General features: G+C 56.2%; 27 protein-coding genes. All 27 read right to left on the bottom strand.

Annotation, left to right across the window (positions count from 1 at the left end; genetic code table 11):
* Positions 1-2: 2 nt before the first annotated feature.
* The 27 genes from rpsM to rpsJ all read right to left on the bottom strand — a co-directional run bounded on the left by rpsM (position 3) and on the right by rpsJ (position 12,685).
* On the bottom strand, positions 3-383 hold the full coding sequence (gene rpsM, locus B0D78_RS04905; protein ID WP_009165400.1) for a 30S ribosomal protein S13: 381 nt from the start codon (positions 381-383) through the stop codon (positions 3-5).
* Positions 384-388: 5 nt separating this feature from the next.
* On the bottom strand, positions 389-514 hold the full coding sequence (rpmJ, locus tag B0D78_RS04900; protein ID WP_009165401.1) for a 50S ribosomal protein L36: 126 nt from the start codon (positions 512-514) through the stop codon (positions 389-391).
* Between the two features lie 65 nt (positions 515-579).
* Complete coding sequence (gene infA, locus B0D78_RS04895; RefSeq protein ID WP_009165402.1) at positions 580-801, bottom strand: translation initiation factor IF-1; 222 nt, start codon at positions 799-801, stop codon at positions 580-582.
* 31 nt (positions 802-832) lie between these two features.
* The gene (map, locus tag B0D78_RS04890) at positions 833-1,603 is read right to left on the bottom strand and encodes a type I methionyl aminopeptidase (protein ID WP_078015868.1); all 771 of its coding nucleotides are present in this window, start codon (positions 1,601-1,603) and stop codon (positions 833-835) included.
* Positions 1,600-2,250, bottom strand: coding sequence for an adenylate kinase (locus tag B0D78_RS04885; RefSeq protein ID WP_078015867.1), 651 nt, complete (start codon positions 2,248-2,250; stop codon positions 1,600-1,602). The genes map and B0D78_RS04885 overlap by 4 nt, the downstream gene beginning before the upstream one ends.
* Before the next feature lie 12 nt (positions 2,251-2,262).
* The gene (gene secY, locus B0D78_RS04880) at positions 2,263-3,549 is read right to left on the bottom strand and encodes a preprotein translocase subunit SecY (RefSeq protein WP_078015866.1); all 1,287 of its coding nucleotides are present in this window, start codon (positions 3,547-3,549) and stop codon (positions 2,263-2,265) included.
* A 1-nt stretch (position 3,550) separates the two neighbouring features.
* Positions 3,551-3,997, bottom strand: a complete 447-nt coding sequence (gene rplO, locus B0D78_RS04875; protein WP_009165406.1) for a 50S ribosomal protein L15 — start codon at positions 3,995-3,997, stop codon at positions 3,551-3,553.
* Positions 3,984-4,196 carry a 50S ribosomal protein L30 gene (gene rpmD / locus B0D78_RS04870; RefSeq protein ID WP_078015865.1) on the bottom strand — a complete coding sequence of 71 codons (213 nt, stop codon included), beginning with the start codon at positions 4,194-4,196 and terminating at the stop codon, positions 3,984-3,986. The genes rplO and rpmD overlap by 14 nt, the downstream gene beginning before the upstream one ends.
* A 13-nt stretch (positions 4,197-4,209) precedes the next feature.
* Positions 4,210-4,713: a 30S ribosomal protein S5 gene (gene rpsE / locus B0D78_RS04865; RefSeq protein WP_078015864.1), complete on the bottom strand. Its 504-nt coding sequence runs from the start codon at positions 4,711-4,713 to the stop codon at positions 4,210-4,212.
* 12 nt (positions 4,714-4,725) lie between these two features.
* A complete protein-coding gene (gene rplR, locus B0D78_RS04860) occupies positions 4,726-5,097 on the bottom strand; it encodes a 50S ribosomal protein L18 (RefSeq protein ID WP_078015863.1) in 372 nt (123 codons plus the stop codon).
* 16 nt (positions 5,098-5,113) lie between these two features.
* The gene (gene rplF / locus B0D78_RS04855; RefSeq protein WP_078015862.1) at positions 5,114-5,653 is read right to left on the bottom strand and encodes a 50S ribosomal protein L6; all 540 of its coding nucleotides are present in this window, start codon (positions 5,651-5,653) and stop codon (positions 5,114-5,116) included.
* Between the two features lie 14 nt (positions 5,654-5,667).
* Positions 5,668-6,072: a 30S ribosomal protein S8 gene (rpsH, locus tag B0D78_RS04850; protein WP_009165411.1), complete on the bottom strand. Its 405-nt coding sequence runs from the start codon at positions 6,070-6,072 to the stop codon at positions 5,668-5,670.
* 28 nt (positions 6,073-6,100) lie between these two features.
* The gene (locus B0D78_RS04845; protein WP_009165412.1) at positions 6,101-6,286 is read right to left on the bottom strand and encodes a type Z 30S ribosomal protein S14; all 186 of its coding nucleotides are present in this window, start codon (positions 6,284-6,286) and stop codon (positions 6,101-6,103) included.
* Positions 6,287-6,297: 11 nt separating this feature from the next.
* The gene (rplE, locus tag B0D78_RS04840; RefSeq protein WP_078015861.1) at positions 6,298-6,846 is read right to left on the bottom strand and encodes a 50S ribosomal protein L5; all 549 of its coding nucleotides are present in this window, start codon (positions 6,844-6,846) and stop codon (positions 6,298-6,300) included.
* Positions 6,847-6,861: 15 nt separating this feature from the next.
* Positions 6,862-7,191 carry a 50S ribosomal protein L24 gene (gene rplX, locus B0D78_RS04835; protein WP_229769299.1) on the bottom strand — a complete coding sequence of 110 codons (330 nt, stop codon included), beginning with the start codon at positions 7,189-7,191 and terminating at the stop codon, positions 6,862-6,864.
* A gap of 12 nt (positions 7,192-7,203) precedes the next feature.
* A complete protein-coding gene (gene rplN, locus B0D78_RS04830; RefSeq protein ID WP_009165415.1) occupies positions 7,204-7,572 on the bottom strand; it encodes a 50S ribosomal protein L14 in 369 nt (122 codons plus the stop codon).
* A gap of 3 nt (positions 7,573-7,575) precedes the next feature.
* Entirely contained in the window at positions 7,576-7,866 is a 291-nt protein-coding gene (gene rpsQ, locus B0D78_RS04825; RefSeq protein ID WP_009165416.1) for a 30S ribosomal protein S17, read from the bottom strand.
* Between the two features lie 6 nt (positions 7,867-7,872).
* Positions 7,873-8,088 carry a 50S ribosomal protein L29 gene (gene rpmC / locus B0D78_RS04820; RefSeq protein WP_078015860.1) on the bottom strand — a complete coding sequence of 72 codons (216 nt, stop codon included), beginning with the start codon at positions 8,086-8,088 and terminating at the stop codon, positions 7,873-7,875.
* Positions 8,089-8,090: 2 nt separating this feature from the next.
* Positions 8,091-8,513 carry a 50S ribosomal protein L16 gene (rplP, locus tag B0D78_RS04815; protein WP_078015859.1) on the bottom strand — a complete coding sequence of 141 codons (423 nt, stop codon included), beginning with the start codon at positions 8,511-8,513 and terminating at the stop codon, positions 8,091-8,093.
* Positions 8,514-9,203 (bottom strand): 30S ribosomal protein S3, encoded by a 690-nt coding sequence (gene rpsC / locus B0D78_RS04810; protein WP_078015858.1) that lies wholly within the window; start codon positions 9,201-9,203, stop codon positions 8,514-8,516.
* Positions 9,204-9,217: 14 nt separating this feature from the next.
* On the bottom strand, positions 9,218-9,547 hold the full coding sequence (gene rplV / locus B0D78_RS04805; protein WP_009165420.1) for a 50S ribosomal protein L22: 330 nt from the start codon (positions 9,545-9,547) through the stop codon (positions 9,218-9,220).
* 14 nt (positions 9,548-9,561) lie between these two features.
* Positions 9,562-9,864: a 30S ribosomal protein S19 gene (gene rpsS / locus B0D78_RS04800; protein ID WP_078015857.1), complete on the bottom strand. Its 303-nt coding sequence runs from the start codon at positions 9,862-9,864 to the stop codon at positions 9,562-9,564.
* A gap of 20 nt (positions 9,865-9,884) precedes the next feature.
* Positions 9,885-10,715, bottom strand: coding sequence for a 50S ribosomal protein L2 (rplB, locus tag B0D78_RS04795; RefSeq protein ID WP_078015856.1), 831 nt, complete (start codon positions 10,713-10,715; stop codon positions 9,885-9,887).
* Between the two features lie 20 nt (positions 10,716-10,735).
* Complete coding sequence (rplW, locus tag B0D78_RS04790) at positions 10,736-11,032, bottom strand: 50S ribosomal protein L23 (RefSeq protein ID WP_009165422.1); 297 nt, start codon at positions 11,030-11,032, stop codon at positions 10,736-10,738.
* On the bottom strand, positions 11,029-11,652 hold the full coding sequence (gene rplD / locus B0D78_RS04785; RefSeq protein ID WP_078015855.1) for a 50S ribosomal protein L4: 624 nt from the start codon (positions 11,650-11,652) through the stop codon (positions 11,029-11,031). Before rplD ends, rplW begins: the two co-directional genes overlap by 4 nt.
* 20 nt (positions 11,653-11,672) lie before the next feature.
* Entirely contained in the window at positions 11,673-12,299 is a 627-nt protein-coding gene (rplC, locus tag B0D78_RS04780; RefSeq protein ID WP_078015854.1) for a 50S ribosomal protein L3, read from the bottom strand.
* Between the two features lie 80 nt (positions 12,300-12,379).
* Positions 12,380-12,685, bottom strand: a complete 306-nt coding sequence (gene rpsJ, locus B0D78_RS04775; RefSeq protein ID WP_078015853.1) for a 30S ribosomal protein S10 — start codon at positions 12,683-12,685, stop codon at positions 12,380-12,382.
* Positions 12,686-12,755: the final 70 nt, after the last annotated feature.

Here is a 12,755-nt window from a genome sequence, read left to right as displayed (position 1 = left end):
GGTTATGCGGTCTTCTTACCGGCAACGGGACGTGAACGTCCTTTGCGGTTCTTCCACGTGCGGGCATTCGTCTTGGTGCGCTGGCCGCGACAGGGCAACCCCAGGCGGTGACGGATACCACGATAACAGCCGATGTCCATCAACCGCTTGATGTTCATGGACACCTCACGGCGAAGGTCGCCCTCCACCTTGTGATTGTTGACGATTTCGGAACGAAGCAGCTGGGCTTCTTCTTCGGTGAGATCCTTGACGCGCGTATCCGGGTTCACGCCAGTCTTCTTGAGAATCTCACGAGCCGTGCTCAGACCGATGCCATAGATGTAGGTGAGGCCGATCTCAACACGCTTGTCGCGGGGAAGATCAACTCCTGCAATTCGAGCCATACCGGTTACCTCCTAGCTCCCTGACGCTGTTTATGACGAGGATCGCGGCTGCAGATGACGCGGATGACGCCATTGCGCTTGATCACTCGGCAATACTCACAAATGGGTTTAACAGATGATCTAACCTTCATAGTTTGCACACTCCTCATGGACATTCCGCTCCCGGCTGCAAACAGCCGCAGAGGCAGCATATCGACTACTTGTAGCGGTAAGTGATCCGCCCTCTGGTCAGGTCGTAAGGCGACAATTCCAACAACACCTTGTCGCCGGGAAGAATACGGATGAAATGCATCCTCATTTTTCCCGAAACATGAGCCAGAATCACCTGGCCCGTCTCAAGCCTGACGCGAAACATGGCGTTGGGCAAGGGCTCTTCAACTTCGCCGTGGACCTCGATCACATCGTCCTTGTTAGCCATGGAACCTTACGAACCTCCTCAAAGATCCCGGTTAGTGCCAGGGAGTCAGGATTTCTGCTCCGTCCGTCGTGACGAGGACGGTTTTTTCGAAATGGGCCGCATCAGAACCGTCGGCTGTCGAAACAAGCCAACCGTCCGTTCCATCTTTCAGGGTCTCGCCGCCGCACATGATCATGGGTTCGATGGCGATCGTCATCCCCTTCAAAAGAGTTACTCCCGTGCCGGGCTCACCGTAGTTCAAGACCGACGGGGCCTCATGGGGATGACGCCCAATTCCGTGTCCTGCATATTCCCGCACTATGCCATAACCTTTGGGAATCACAAAAGACTCCACAGCGTTTCCGATGTCTCCGAGAGTCGCTCCGGCTTTCACCTTGGCGATCGCGCGATCCAGACTTTCCCGTGTTACGTCAAGCAGCGCCTGCCTCTGCGGCGAAATGTCGCCCACCGCGTAGGTGTAGCACGCATCAGCGTGGAGGCCTTGATAAGAGGCCATGACATCGACACTGACAATGTCGCCGTCCTCAAGGATCCGTTTGTCGCTGGGGATCCCATGGACCACTTCGTCGTTGACCGACGTGCAGACCGAAGCAGGATAAGGCTCAGAAATCCCCGGCACCGCGTACCCCTTTTCGGAAGGAACGGCGCCGTTCTTCCTGATAAAGTCTTCGGCATATCGATCAATATCGGCCGTCGTCATGCCGGGTTTGACGATCCCCTTCAAGTTCATCAGAAGATCGGCAAGAATCGCACCGGCATGGCGCATCTTCTCAATATCGCCAACGGACTTGAGAGAGATCATGCACGCCTCTCAAGCATGGCTTCGATACGGCTTAAAACCTGGTCCCCGGCTTCGGCAGCGTCGATTCTGAGCAGAAGCCCCGCCTTGCCGTAATAATCGACAAGAGGAGCCGTCTGATCATGATACACGGCCAGACGCTGACGGATCACTTCTTCCCTGTCGTCGTCCCTCTGGTAGAGCTCGCCGTCGCATGAATCGCAGCGGTCTCCCTTCGCAGAAGGCTTGAAAGAGACATGGAAGATCCGGCCGCACTTCTTGCACATGCGGCGTCCGCACAAACGTTCGACGACCGTTTCGTCGTCCACGTCGAGAAGGATCACACCGTCAAGCTCGATCCCCATCTCCGCCAGAAGCGCCGTCAGCGCTTCGGCCTGAGGAACGGTGCGGGGGAAACCGTCGAGGATGAACCCTTTCCGACAGTCGTCTTCAGCGAGTCGGCCGCGCATCATGCCGACGATCACGTCGTCAGGCACAAGAGCGCCGGCGTCCATGAAGGACTTGGCTTTTCTGCCAAGCTCCGTGCCAGCCGTGACGTTGGCGCGAAGGATGTCGCCCGTGGAGATGTGGGCGACACCGTACTTCGCGACAATCTTCTCAGCCTGAGTGCCTTTGCCTGCGCCGGGAGGTCCGACAAGAATAATCCTCATCTCCCGTCCTCCCTAGAAGCGAAGCAATCCCCGGCCGCTCTTGGCACGCTTGAGGACGCCCTCATAGTTGCGCATCAAAAGCTGACTGTTGACCTGCTCGACGATCTCCAGCGCCACACCCACGATGATCAGGACGGACGTTCCGCCAAAGTAAAAACTCGTGATGCCGAACACGTTGGTCAGAAGATCGGGGACAAGAGCGACCACGACGAGAAAGACCGACCCCACCAGCGTGATGCGGGAGGCGATCTTTTCGATGTAGTCTGACGTAGGCTTGCCCGGACGGATTCCGAGAATGAAGCCGCCGTTTTTCTTCATGTTGTCCGCGATGTCGCTCGGATTGAAGACCATGGCCGTGTAGAAGAAACTGAAGAAGACGATCAGCACTACATACAGGACCGTGTAAAGCCAACTGCCGGGCGCAAAGTAATTCGCCAGCCGCTCTGTGCCGTGGAAAAGGCGAAGCACCGTCGAGGGGAAAATCAGCAGCGACGAGGCAAAGATGATCGGCATGACGCCGCCCATGTTGACACGCAGCGGAATAAAACTGCTCTGTCCGCCGTAGACGCGGTTGCCGACGACGCGCTTCGCGTACTGAACGGGAAGACGCCGCTGCCCCTGTTCAAGGAGCACAGCGCCCGCCAGAACAGCGACCATGACGGCGAGCGCCAGAATCAGCGTGACGACGTTCATTTCACCGGAGCTGACCATCGAAAGCGTCTGGATCACAGCCTCGGGAAGACGGGCAACGATACCGGCAAAGATCAGCAGGGAAATGCCGTTGCCGATGCCGTGATCGGTCATTTCTTCGCCAAGCCACATCACGGCTACCGATCCCGTCACCGCCGTAATGACAGCGACAAAGAAATCAAGTCCCGACGCAGCCAGAACCCCGGCGCGGCGCAGCCACATGGCCATGCCGACCGCCTGCACAAACGCGAAGAAGATCGCTCCATACCTCGTATACTGCGTCATTTTCTTCTGCCCCTGCGGACCTTCTTTCTGAAGACGCTCAAGCGTGGGGAAAATGACAGCGGCCAACTGCAAAACAATGCTCGCGTTGATGTAAGGCGCCACACCAAGCGAGAAAAGACTGAACCTTCTCAGCGCACCACCGGCAAACAGGTCAAGGAAACCGAGAACGCCACTTCCTTCAAAGAGCTGCGACATCGCCGCCGAGTTGATGCCCGGCGTAGGAATGTGAGCTCCCAGGCGGAAAACAAACAGCATTCCCAAGGTAAAGAGAATGCGCCTTTTGAGATCCGGAAGTTTGAATACGTCGCGGAAGGTATCAGCCACTTTAAATCACCTCAGCAGTTCCGCCTGCAGCTGCAATCTTCTGAGCAGCAGACTTGCTGAAGGCTTCTGCCTTGATCGTCAGCGGTTTGTCAAGCTCGCCATCACCAAGGATCTTGACGGGCGTATCCATATTGCGGACCAAGCCGTACGCAAAGAGCTCGTTCACCGTGATGACAGCGCCTTCTTTGAAGATCTCGGCAATGTCGCCCAGATTGGCGATCTGATATACCTTAGCAAAATTGTAATTGTTGAAACCGCGCTTGGGCGTACGGCGAACCAAAGGCATCTGGCCGCCCTCAAAACCGGGACGGATAGCGCTGCCGGCACGGGAGCCGTACCCCTTGGTGCCTCTTCCGGCAGTTTTGCCGTTGCCGCTGCCGATGCCGCAGCCAACGCGCTTCGCTTTGTGCTTGGCACCTTCGGCCGGACGCAGATCACTCAGATTCATTGGCTTTGCCCCCTTCCTCGTTCACTTCAGAGCACTCGACAAGGTGAGCCACCGCGCGAACCATGCCGCGGATCTGGGGCGTATCCTCGTGAATGACGACCGAGTTCAGCTTATGGAATCCCAGCGCCTTGATCGTACGCGACTGACGCTCAGGACGGCCGATATCGCTCCTCTTCCAGACAATACGAAGTTTAGCCATGGTCCCTTACCTCCTAAGCGTTCTCCGTCTTTTTCTTGCCGCGCAGAACCATGATCTCGTCACGAGTGCGCAGCGAAGCGACGGCAGCCAGAGTGGCGCGGGCGACGTTGACGGGGTTGCTGGTGTGTCCGACGACCTTGGTCATAACGTCCTTGATGCCACCCAGCTCCATGATGGCGCGCACGACGCTGCCGGCGATAACTCCGGTACCGTCAGCGGCGGGGCGGAGCATAACGGCCGCCGAGCCATAGCGTCCCATCACCGGATGAGGAATGGTCTTGCCGTTGCGCTTCACAGGGATCATGTCTTTCTTCGCGTCTTCCATGCCCTTGCGGACAGCTTCGGAAATTTCGCGAGCCTTGCCCATACCGATGCCCACGTTGCCTTCACCGTCGCCGACGGCAAGAAGGATGCTGAAACGGAATCTCTTGCCGCCCTTGACGGTCTTGCTGACACGGTTGATAAAGACAACGCGCTCGTTCAGCTCGGTACCGCTCGCAGACTGTTTTTCGGTCATTGAAATTCCTCCTTAGAGCTTCAAACCGGCTTCACGAGCGGCGTCGGCGATCGCCTGAACGCGGCCGTGATACACGTGGCCACCGCGATCGAAGACGACCTCGGTGATACCTTTTTCCCTCGCACGCTCCGCAACAAGCTTGCCCACAACCTTGGCAGCGGCTACCGTGCAATGGCCGCACTCAAGGCTCTGCGCCACGACCTTTTCCTTTGTGGATACGGAGATCAGCGTATGACCGACGGTGTCGTCGATCACCTGAACGTAGATGTCTTTCAGGCTGCGGAAAACAGACAGTCTCGGTCTCTCAGCGGTGCCGGAAACGCTCTTGCGAAGACGGCTGTGCCGAAGGAGACGCATTTCATTTCTGCTCTTGGTCTTAATCATATCGGCTCACCTCGTCTTACTTAGTAGCGGTCTTGCCGGCCTTGCGCAGGATGTGCTCGCCGAGATAGTGAATGCCCTTGCCCTTGTAGGGTTCGGGAGCGCGGTATCCGCGAATGATCGCAGCGATCTGGCCAACAACTTGTTTGTCGATGCCTTTGACGAAAATCTTGGTCGCGCCTTCCACGGCAAAGGTGATTCCCTCGGGAGGAATCACTTCAAGCGGATGGGAAAAACCCAAGCTCAGACCGAGGTTCTTGCCTTTCATGGCGGCGCGATAGCCAACGCCCTCGATTTCGAGAGTCTTGGTGTACCCTTCGGTGACGCCGATAACCATGTTGTTGATCATGGCGCGCACCATGCCGTGCGCGGCCTTGGTGGGCTTCTCCTCGTTGGCGCGGGCTACGTGAACGGCGCCGTCCTTGACTTCGACGGAGATGTTCTCCACAAGAGGCATGGACAACTGGCCGTTCTTGCCCTTGACAACGATTCTGTCTTCCTTGACTTCTACGCTGGTACCCTGCGGGACCGTGACGGGTTTACGTCCTAATCTTGACATGTTAATCCCTCGCCTTACCAGACATAGCAGACGACTTCTCCACCGAGCCCAAGCAGCCTGGCCTCGGCGTCAGTCTTCAGACCCTGGGAAGTGGAAATAATGGCAATTCCCAAGCCTCCCATGACTTTGGGCAGTTTATCTTTGCCGACATAGACACGGCGGCCGGGCTTACTCATGCGGCGAAGGCCCTGTACGACGCGTTCGCGGTTGGGACCATAGTTCATAAAGACCTTAATGGTGCCCGCGGGCTTTTTGGGGTCGTTGAGGACCTTGTAGTTGCGGATGTAACCTTCACTTTTCAGGATCTTCGCAATCCCCAGCTTCATCTTGCTGATCGGGATATCGACGCTCTCATGGTAGACCATGTTCGCGTTGCGAATTCTCGTGAGCATATCCGCAATCGGATCGTTAACGTACATGAAAGTTCCCCTTTCTCAGAGCGGTAATTTACCAGCTCGACTTGACAATTCCAGGGATCTTGCCTTCGCGGGCAAGATTGCGGAAGCAGCAGCGGCACATGTCGAAATCTCTCATGTAACCGTGCATACGGCCACAGATCGGGCATCTGTTGTAGCCGCGGGTCGAAAACTTCGGGGTCAGCGCAGCTTTGTTCTTCAGAGCTTTTCTCGCCATCTCAACCCCTCCTATTCAGCGTGCGCAAAAGGCATGCCAAGCTTCTCGAGCATGACAAAAGCCTCTTCGTCGGTGTTCGCAGTCGTCACGATGGTAACGTTCATACCGCGAAGCTTGACAACTTTGTCGTAATCGATCTCGGGGAAAATCAGCTGGTCCCTGAGGCCGAGGTTGTAGTTGCCGCGTCCGTCGAAGGACGTTCTCGACACGCCCTGAAAGTCCTTGATGCGAGCAAGAGTGAGATTCAGCAGACGGTCGAGAAACTCCCACATGCGCACGCCGCGAAGCGTCACGCTGCAGCCGACGGGAGAACCTTCGCGAAGTTTGAAGTTCGCGATGGACTTCTTCGACTTCTTGATCATCGGACGCTGTCCGCTGATCGTGGCAAGCTCGGCGGCGGCGGCATCGATAAACTTGCTGTCGCTCTTGGCGTCGCCAACGCCGATATTGATGACGACCTTGACGATCTTAGGCATCATCATGGGATTTTTATAAGCGAACTGAGCCTGAAGCGCAGGCACGACTTCGCTCTTGTACTTTTCCAGCACGCGTACGGTCATGATTTGCCTCCTCCACTACTTGAGCTGGTCGACAATTTCGCCGGAAACCTTGGCCACGCGCACTTTGCGGCCGTCTTCCAGGAAAGCGTGACCAACGCGGGTGGGTTTACCGGTGTTGGGGCAAATCAGCATGACCTTGGAGGCATAGATCGGCGTCTCCTTCTTGACGATGCCGCCCTGCGGATTGGCCTGAGTGGGCTTGCTGTGACGCGAGGCAACGCTTACGCCTTCGACGATAACCTTGTTTTCCGCGGGGAAGGAAACAAGAATCTTGCCTTCTTTGCCCTTGTCCTTACCGGAGATGACTCTGACGCGGTCACCCTTCTTCAAACGCATTTTGCTCATCACGCAGGCCTCCTATACAACTTCGGGCGCCAGCGAGATGATGCGCATGTACTTCTTCGCGCGAAGCTCACGGGCGACTGGGCCAAAAATACGAGTTCCTCTCGGATCGCCGTTGCCGTCGATCAGAACCGCGGCGTTATCGTCAAAGCGCACGTAGGAACCATCCGCACGACGACGCTCTTTTTTGGTACGAACGATCACAGCCTTGACGACGCTGCCCTTGGCAACATTGCTGTTGGGGATGGCTTCCTTTACAGCGCAGACAATGATATCGCCCAGCGAGCCGAAACGGCGTCGGCTGCCGCCGAGCACTTGAATGCACTTGACGCGCTTCGCGCCCGTGTTGTCAGCAACGTTAAGCACTGTATTTAACTGAATCATCGGTTAAACATCCTCCTCGACAGATCCGCCCAGGATGGGGGCTCTCTCAATGATCTTGACGAGGGTCCAGCGCTTGTTCTTGCTCATAGGACGAGTTTCGGCAAACTGGACTCTGTCGCCCATGCGGCAGGCGTTCTCAGCATCGTGCACAAGGAACTTCTTGGACTTGATGATGCGCTTGCCGTACACGGGGTGCATGGCATGCCGGGTCACACGGACGGAAATCGTCTTCTCCATCTTGTCGCTGACAACGATTCCGATCTTCATCTTACGATGAGGGGTTTTAGCTTCCATTGTGCCTTACCTCCTTCCGGCGTTCACGTTCAGTCCCTGTTCCTTTTCGTGAACAATGGTAAGGACTCTCGCGATGGTCTTTTTGACCTCTTTGATCCTGCTGGTGTTCTTCAACTGACCAACAGCATTCTGGAAGCGCAGGTTAAACAGCTCTTCCTTGAACTGGTCGTGCTTGTTCATAAGCTCTTCAACGGTCATTTCACGCAGACTTTTGGCGTCCATTACTATTCACCATCCAAACTGTCGCGGGTCACAAGCCGCACCTTGATAGGAAGCTTGTGAGAGGCCGTGCGGAACGCTTCCTCAGCGATTTCACGGGGAATCCCGCCAAGCTCAAACATGATGCGGCCTTTACGAACGGCGGATACCCAGAACTCCGGAGCGCCCTTTCCCTTTCCCATTCGGGTTTCAAGAGGCTTCTTCGTATAAGGCACGTCGGGGAAGATGCGGATCCACAACTTGCCGCCCTTGCGCATCTTACGGTTGATGGCAACGCGGGTCGCTTCGATCTGGCGGGCAGTAATGTAGGCGCATTCCATCGCCTGCACGCCGAACTCGCCAAAAGCCACGTAAGCCCCGCCTTTCGCTTCACCCACAAGGCAGTCGCGATGAGGCTTACGGAACTTTGTTCTTTTCGGCATCAACATTTAGGCCCGGCCTCCTTCCCTTTTGTTCGCTCTGCTGCGGACTGGACGAGGAGCTGCCGTGTTCAAGGCTTTCTCATCACGGTAGATCCAGCACTTCACACCAATAGCGCCATACATGGTCACGGCCTTGACGCAACTGTAGTCCACGTCAGCACGAAGCGTGGAAAGAGGAAGGCGCCCATCGTTATACCACTCCGTGCGGGCAATTTCCGCTCCGCCAAGACGTCCCGAACATTGAATCTTGATGCCCAGACCGCCGGCCTTCATGGTACGGAACATGGCCTGCTTCATGGCGCGGCGGAAGCTGACGCGGCGCTCCAGCGCGGAGGCGATACCTTCGGCCACAAGCTGCGCGTCGACGTCGGGATTTTTGATCTCCTGAACGTTCAGCATCACGCGGGTGCCGGTCAAAGCCTGGAGCTCGTCTTTCACTTTCGTCAGCTCGGCGCCCTGTTTGCCGATCACCACACCAGGACGAGCCGTCCATAGCGTGAAACGAATTACTTTGCCCACGCGCTCAATCTCGACGCGAGAAATGCCGGCGCCTTCCCAGCGATTCTTGATCCAGGTGCGCAGCTTGATATCCTCGTGAAGATTCTTCACATAATTTTTACCAACCGCATACCACTTGGATTCCCAGTCGCGGATCACGCCGATACGATAACCGATCGGATGAACTTTCTGACCCATAAGTCCTTTCCCCCTTACTCGGCGACCGTCACAGTGATGTGACTGGTACGATGCACATACGCATGAGCCCGCCCCATAGACGCGGGACGAAAACGTTTCATGCTGGGGCCCTGATCGGCTTTGGCCTCGACAACCTTCAGCTTCTCAACATCCATGCCAAAGTTGAACTCAGCATTAGCGACGGCGCTCTTCAGCACCTTTTCCACAAGTCGGGCAGCTTTCTTCGGGGTATAACGGAGAACCATCATGGCATCTCCAACTTTTTTGCCACGAATCAAAGGCAGTACCTGACGAACTTTATAAGGCGAAATACGAACCGCCTTGGCAACTGCATAAGCCTGCACGTCAATGTCCCCCTTTACTTAGCCTTCGGCGCTGCCGCCGCGGTCGGAATCGAACGCTCCTGACCGCTGTGGCCGGTAAAACGACGGGTCAGCGCGAATTCACCCAACTTATGACCGATCATGTTCTCGCTGATATAGACCGGAACATGGGTACGGCCATTATGAACAGCGATTGTATGACCAACCATAGGCGGAACGATCATGGAAGCGCGCGACCAGGTCTTGAGAACCTTTTTCGTGCCGCTTCCGTTCAGTTCCTCGACCCTCTTGAGGAGCCTCGCCTCGACGTAGGGTCCTTTTTTAGCAGAACGTGCCATATTTTGTCCTCCTTACCCTACTACTTGGCGTAACGACGTCTGACAATGAACTTGTCAGAAGGCTTACGCGCACGAGTACGATAGCCCTTCGCAGGGGTGCCCCAAGGCGAACAGGGGTGATGATGCGATTTCGTGGTGCCCTCTCCGCCGCCCATGGGGTGGTCGACAGGGTTCTGAATCATAGCGCGGATGCGTCCCTTGCGTCCCAGCCAGCGAGTCTTGCCGGCCTTGCCCAACGAGACGTTTTCGTGTTCGCCGTTGCCAACCACGCCAATAGTAGCGGTGCACTCAAGCAGGAACTTGCGAAGTTCGCCGCTGGGCATGCGCACAAATGCGAACTTGCCTTCTCTGGCCATCAGCTGAGCGCTGACGCCGGCGGAACGGACCAGCTTGGCGCCGCGACCGGGTTCGAGCTCGATGTTGTGAACCAACGTGCCGTCAGGAATGTTTTTGAACTTCTTGGCGTTGCCGGGGCGGATATCCGCCTCGGGCCCCGCCATGATCGTATCGCCGACATGAAGCTGGTCGGGGCAGAGGATGTAGCGTTTTTCGCCGTCGACGTAGAAAATCAACGCCAGACGCGCAGAACGGTTGGGATCATATTCGATCGCCGCAACGCGACCGGGGACGCCAATTTTATCGCGCTTGAAATCGACGATGCGCAGGCGGCGGATGTGACCACCACCGATGAAACGCATAGTCCTGCGCCCGTAATTGTTGCGGCCGCCCGTCCTTTTCTTTCTGCCGGCAAGCAGAGAGCGCTCAGGCTTCTGCTTCGTGATGTCCTCACGGCTTAGAACCGTCATATGACGTCTACTGGCGGTGTAGGGATTGAATTCCTTGATTGCCATTTTCAGATTTCCTCCAATCGCTAGGCGCCAGCGCCTTCGAAGAACTGGATGCGCTCTCCCTCGGCTAACGTGATGATGGCCTTTTTCCACGCGCGGCTCTTGCCAAGAAAAGCTCCCATGCGCTTGGGCTTGGAATGGACCTTCACCGTATGGACGCTCTTGACCTTAACCTTGAAGACAACCTCGACAGCCTTGCGAATCTCAATCTTATTGGCCATAGGATGAACTTCGAAGGTGTACTTGTTCATTTCCATCAAGCGGCTGCTCTTCTCGGTAACCACAGGACGGATGATGATGTCATGAGCTACAAGATTCATCGAGCGTACACCTCCTCAAGCTTTTCGAGAACCGCCGGCGTGGCTACGACATGATCATGATGAACCAGGTCAAGCACGTTGATGCTGTCAACATGAAGGACCTTGGCGCCGGGGATGTTGCTGGCGGATCTGACAACATTTTCATCTCTCTGGTCAAGCAGGAACAGGACCTTTTTGGCCTTCAGAGAATCGATGAAACCTTTCATCTTCTTCGTGGACGGGACCTCAAAGCCAAAGCTCTCCACCGCACAAAGCGACTGCTCAATCACCCGCATCGAAAGAGCACTGCGCATCGCCAGGGCGCGGACCTTCTTATTGACTTTCAGGCTGTAGGAACGGGGTTTGGGCCCGTGAACCACGCCGCCGCCGACCCAGAGAGGCGAACGGCTGCTGCCCGCGCGCGCGCGCCCGGTATGTTTCTGTTTCCATGGCTTCTTGCCGCCGCCGCGAACTTCGCCGCGCATCTTGGTGCTGGCTGTCCCTTGTCTGGCATGAGCCAACTGAGCCACTACAACCTGATGCATCGCAGAAACATGAACAGAAGCGCCGAAGACTTCGTCCGAGAGCGTCTTCTCCCCAACGATTTCTCCGCTGATATTCATAATCTTGATAACAGGCATTTCGTTGATCCTCCTTCAGCCTAGTCCTGCTTGTGAATCAGGACGAGGCCGTTTTTGGCGCCAGGAACCGCACCCTTGATGAGAAGGAGGTTGTTCTCCTTATCAACTGCGACGACGGTCAGATTCTTGATGGTGACGCGCTCGTTGCCGAGATGTCCGGGCATCGTCTTGCCCTTGAAAATATGGCTCGGATAGCTGCTGGCGCCGCTTGAGGCCGGCTTACGATGCGACACGGACACGCCATGACTCGCCTGAAGACCACCAAAGTTCCAGCGCTTCATAACGCCCGCGAATCCTTTCCCCTTGCTGGTGCCGGTGACGCTGACCGTCTCGCCCTCGGCAAAGACGGCCACGTCGACAATCTGACCAGCTTTATACTCGGCGGAATTCTCAATACGGAATTCACGCAGCCAACGACAGGGCTTTACACCGCAGCGGTCATACATACCCTGAAGCGGCTTCGTGACCTTGTGAGGCTTACGTTCGCCCAAACCGAGAAGAACGGCACTGTAACCGTTTTTCTCAGGGGTACGGACATCGACCACAGGGCAAGGGCCAGCAGCGATAACGGTCACCGGAACGGACTGCCCCGCTTCGTTAAATACGCGGGTCATCCCCAGCTTCTGTCCAAGAATACCAAGACTCATACTACAATACACTCTCCTTTGCTCAGAGCTCCCTCCAGCGAGGGAGATTCAGCTTTATTGGCTCAGAGCTTCCCGCTCGGTTAGAGCTTGATCTGGATATCGACACCAGAGGGAAGATTCAGCTGCATCAATGCTTCCATCGTCTTCTGCGTCGGATCGAAAATGTCGATGAGACGCTTGTGGGTTCTCATTTCATAGTGCTCGCGGGCATCCTTATTGACATGAGGTGATGTGAGGATGCAGAACTTGTTGATCTCCGTAGGAAGCGGGATCGGACCGGCGACCTTGGCGCCGCTGCGAGCCGCGGTTTCAGCGATTTGGACGGCGGAGGTATCGAGTACGCGGTGATCGAACGCTTTGAGACGAATTCTGATTTTTTTGGACACGACACGGCCTCCGCTTACTCGAGGATCTGGGAGACGACGCCGGCGCCGACGGTGTGGCCGCCTTCGCGGA

The sequence above is a fragment of the Pyramidobacter sp. C12-8 genome, assembly GCF_002007215.1.
GTDB lineage: Bacteria > Synergistota > Synergistia > Synergistales > Dethiosulfovibrionaceae > Pyramidobacter.
The sequence above is the reverse complement of the archived record's forward strand: the minus strand, read 5'-3'. Positions and strand labels throughout refer to the sequence as shown.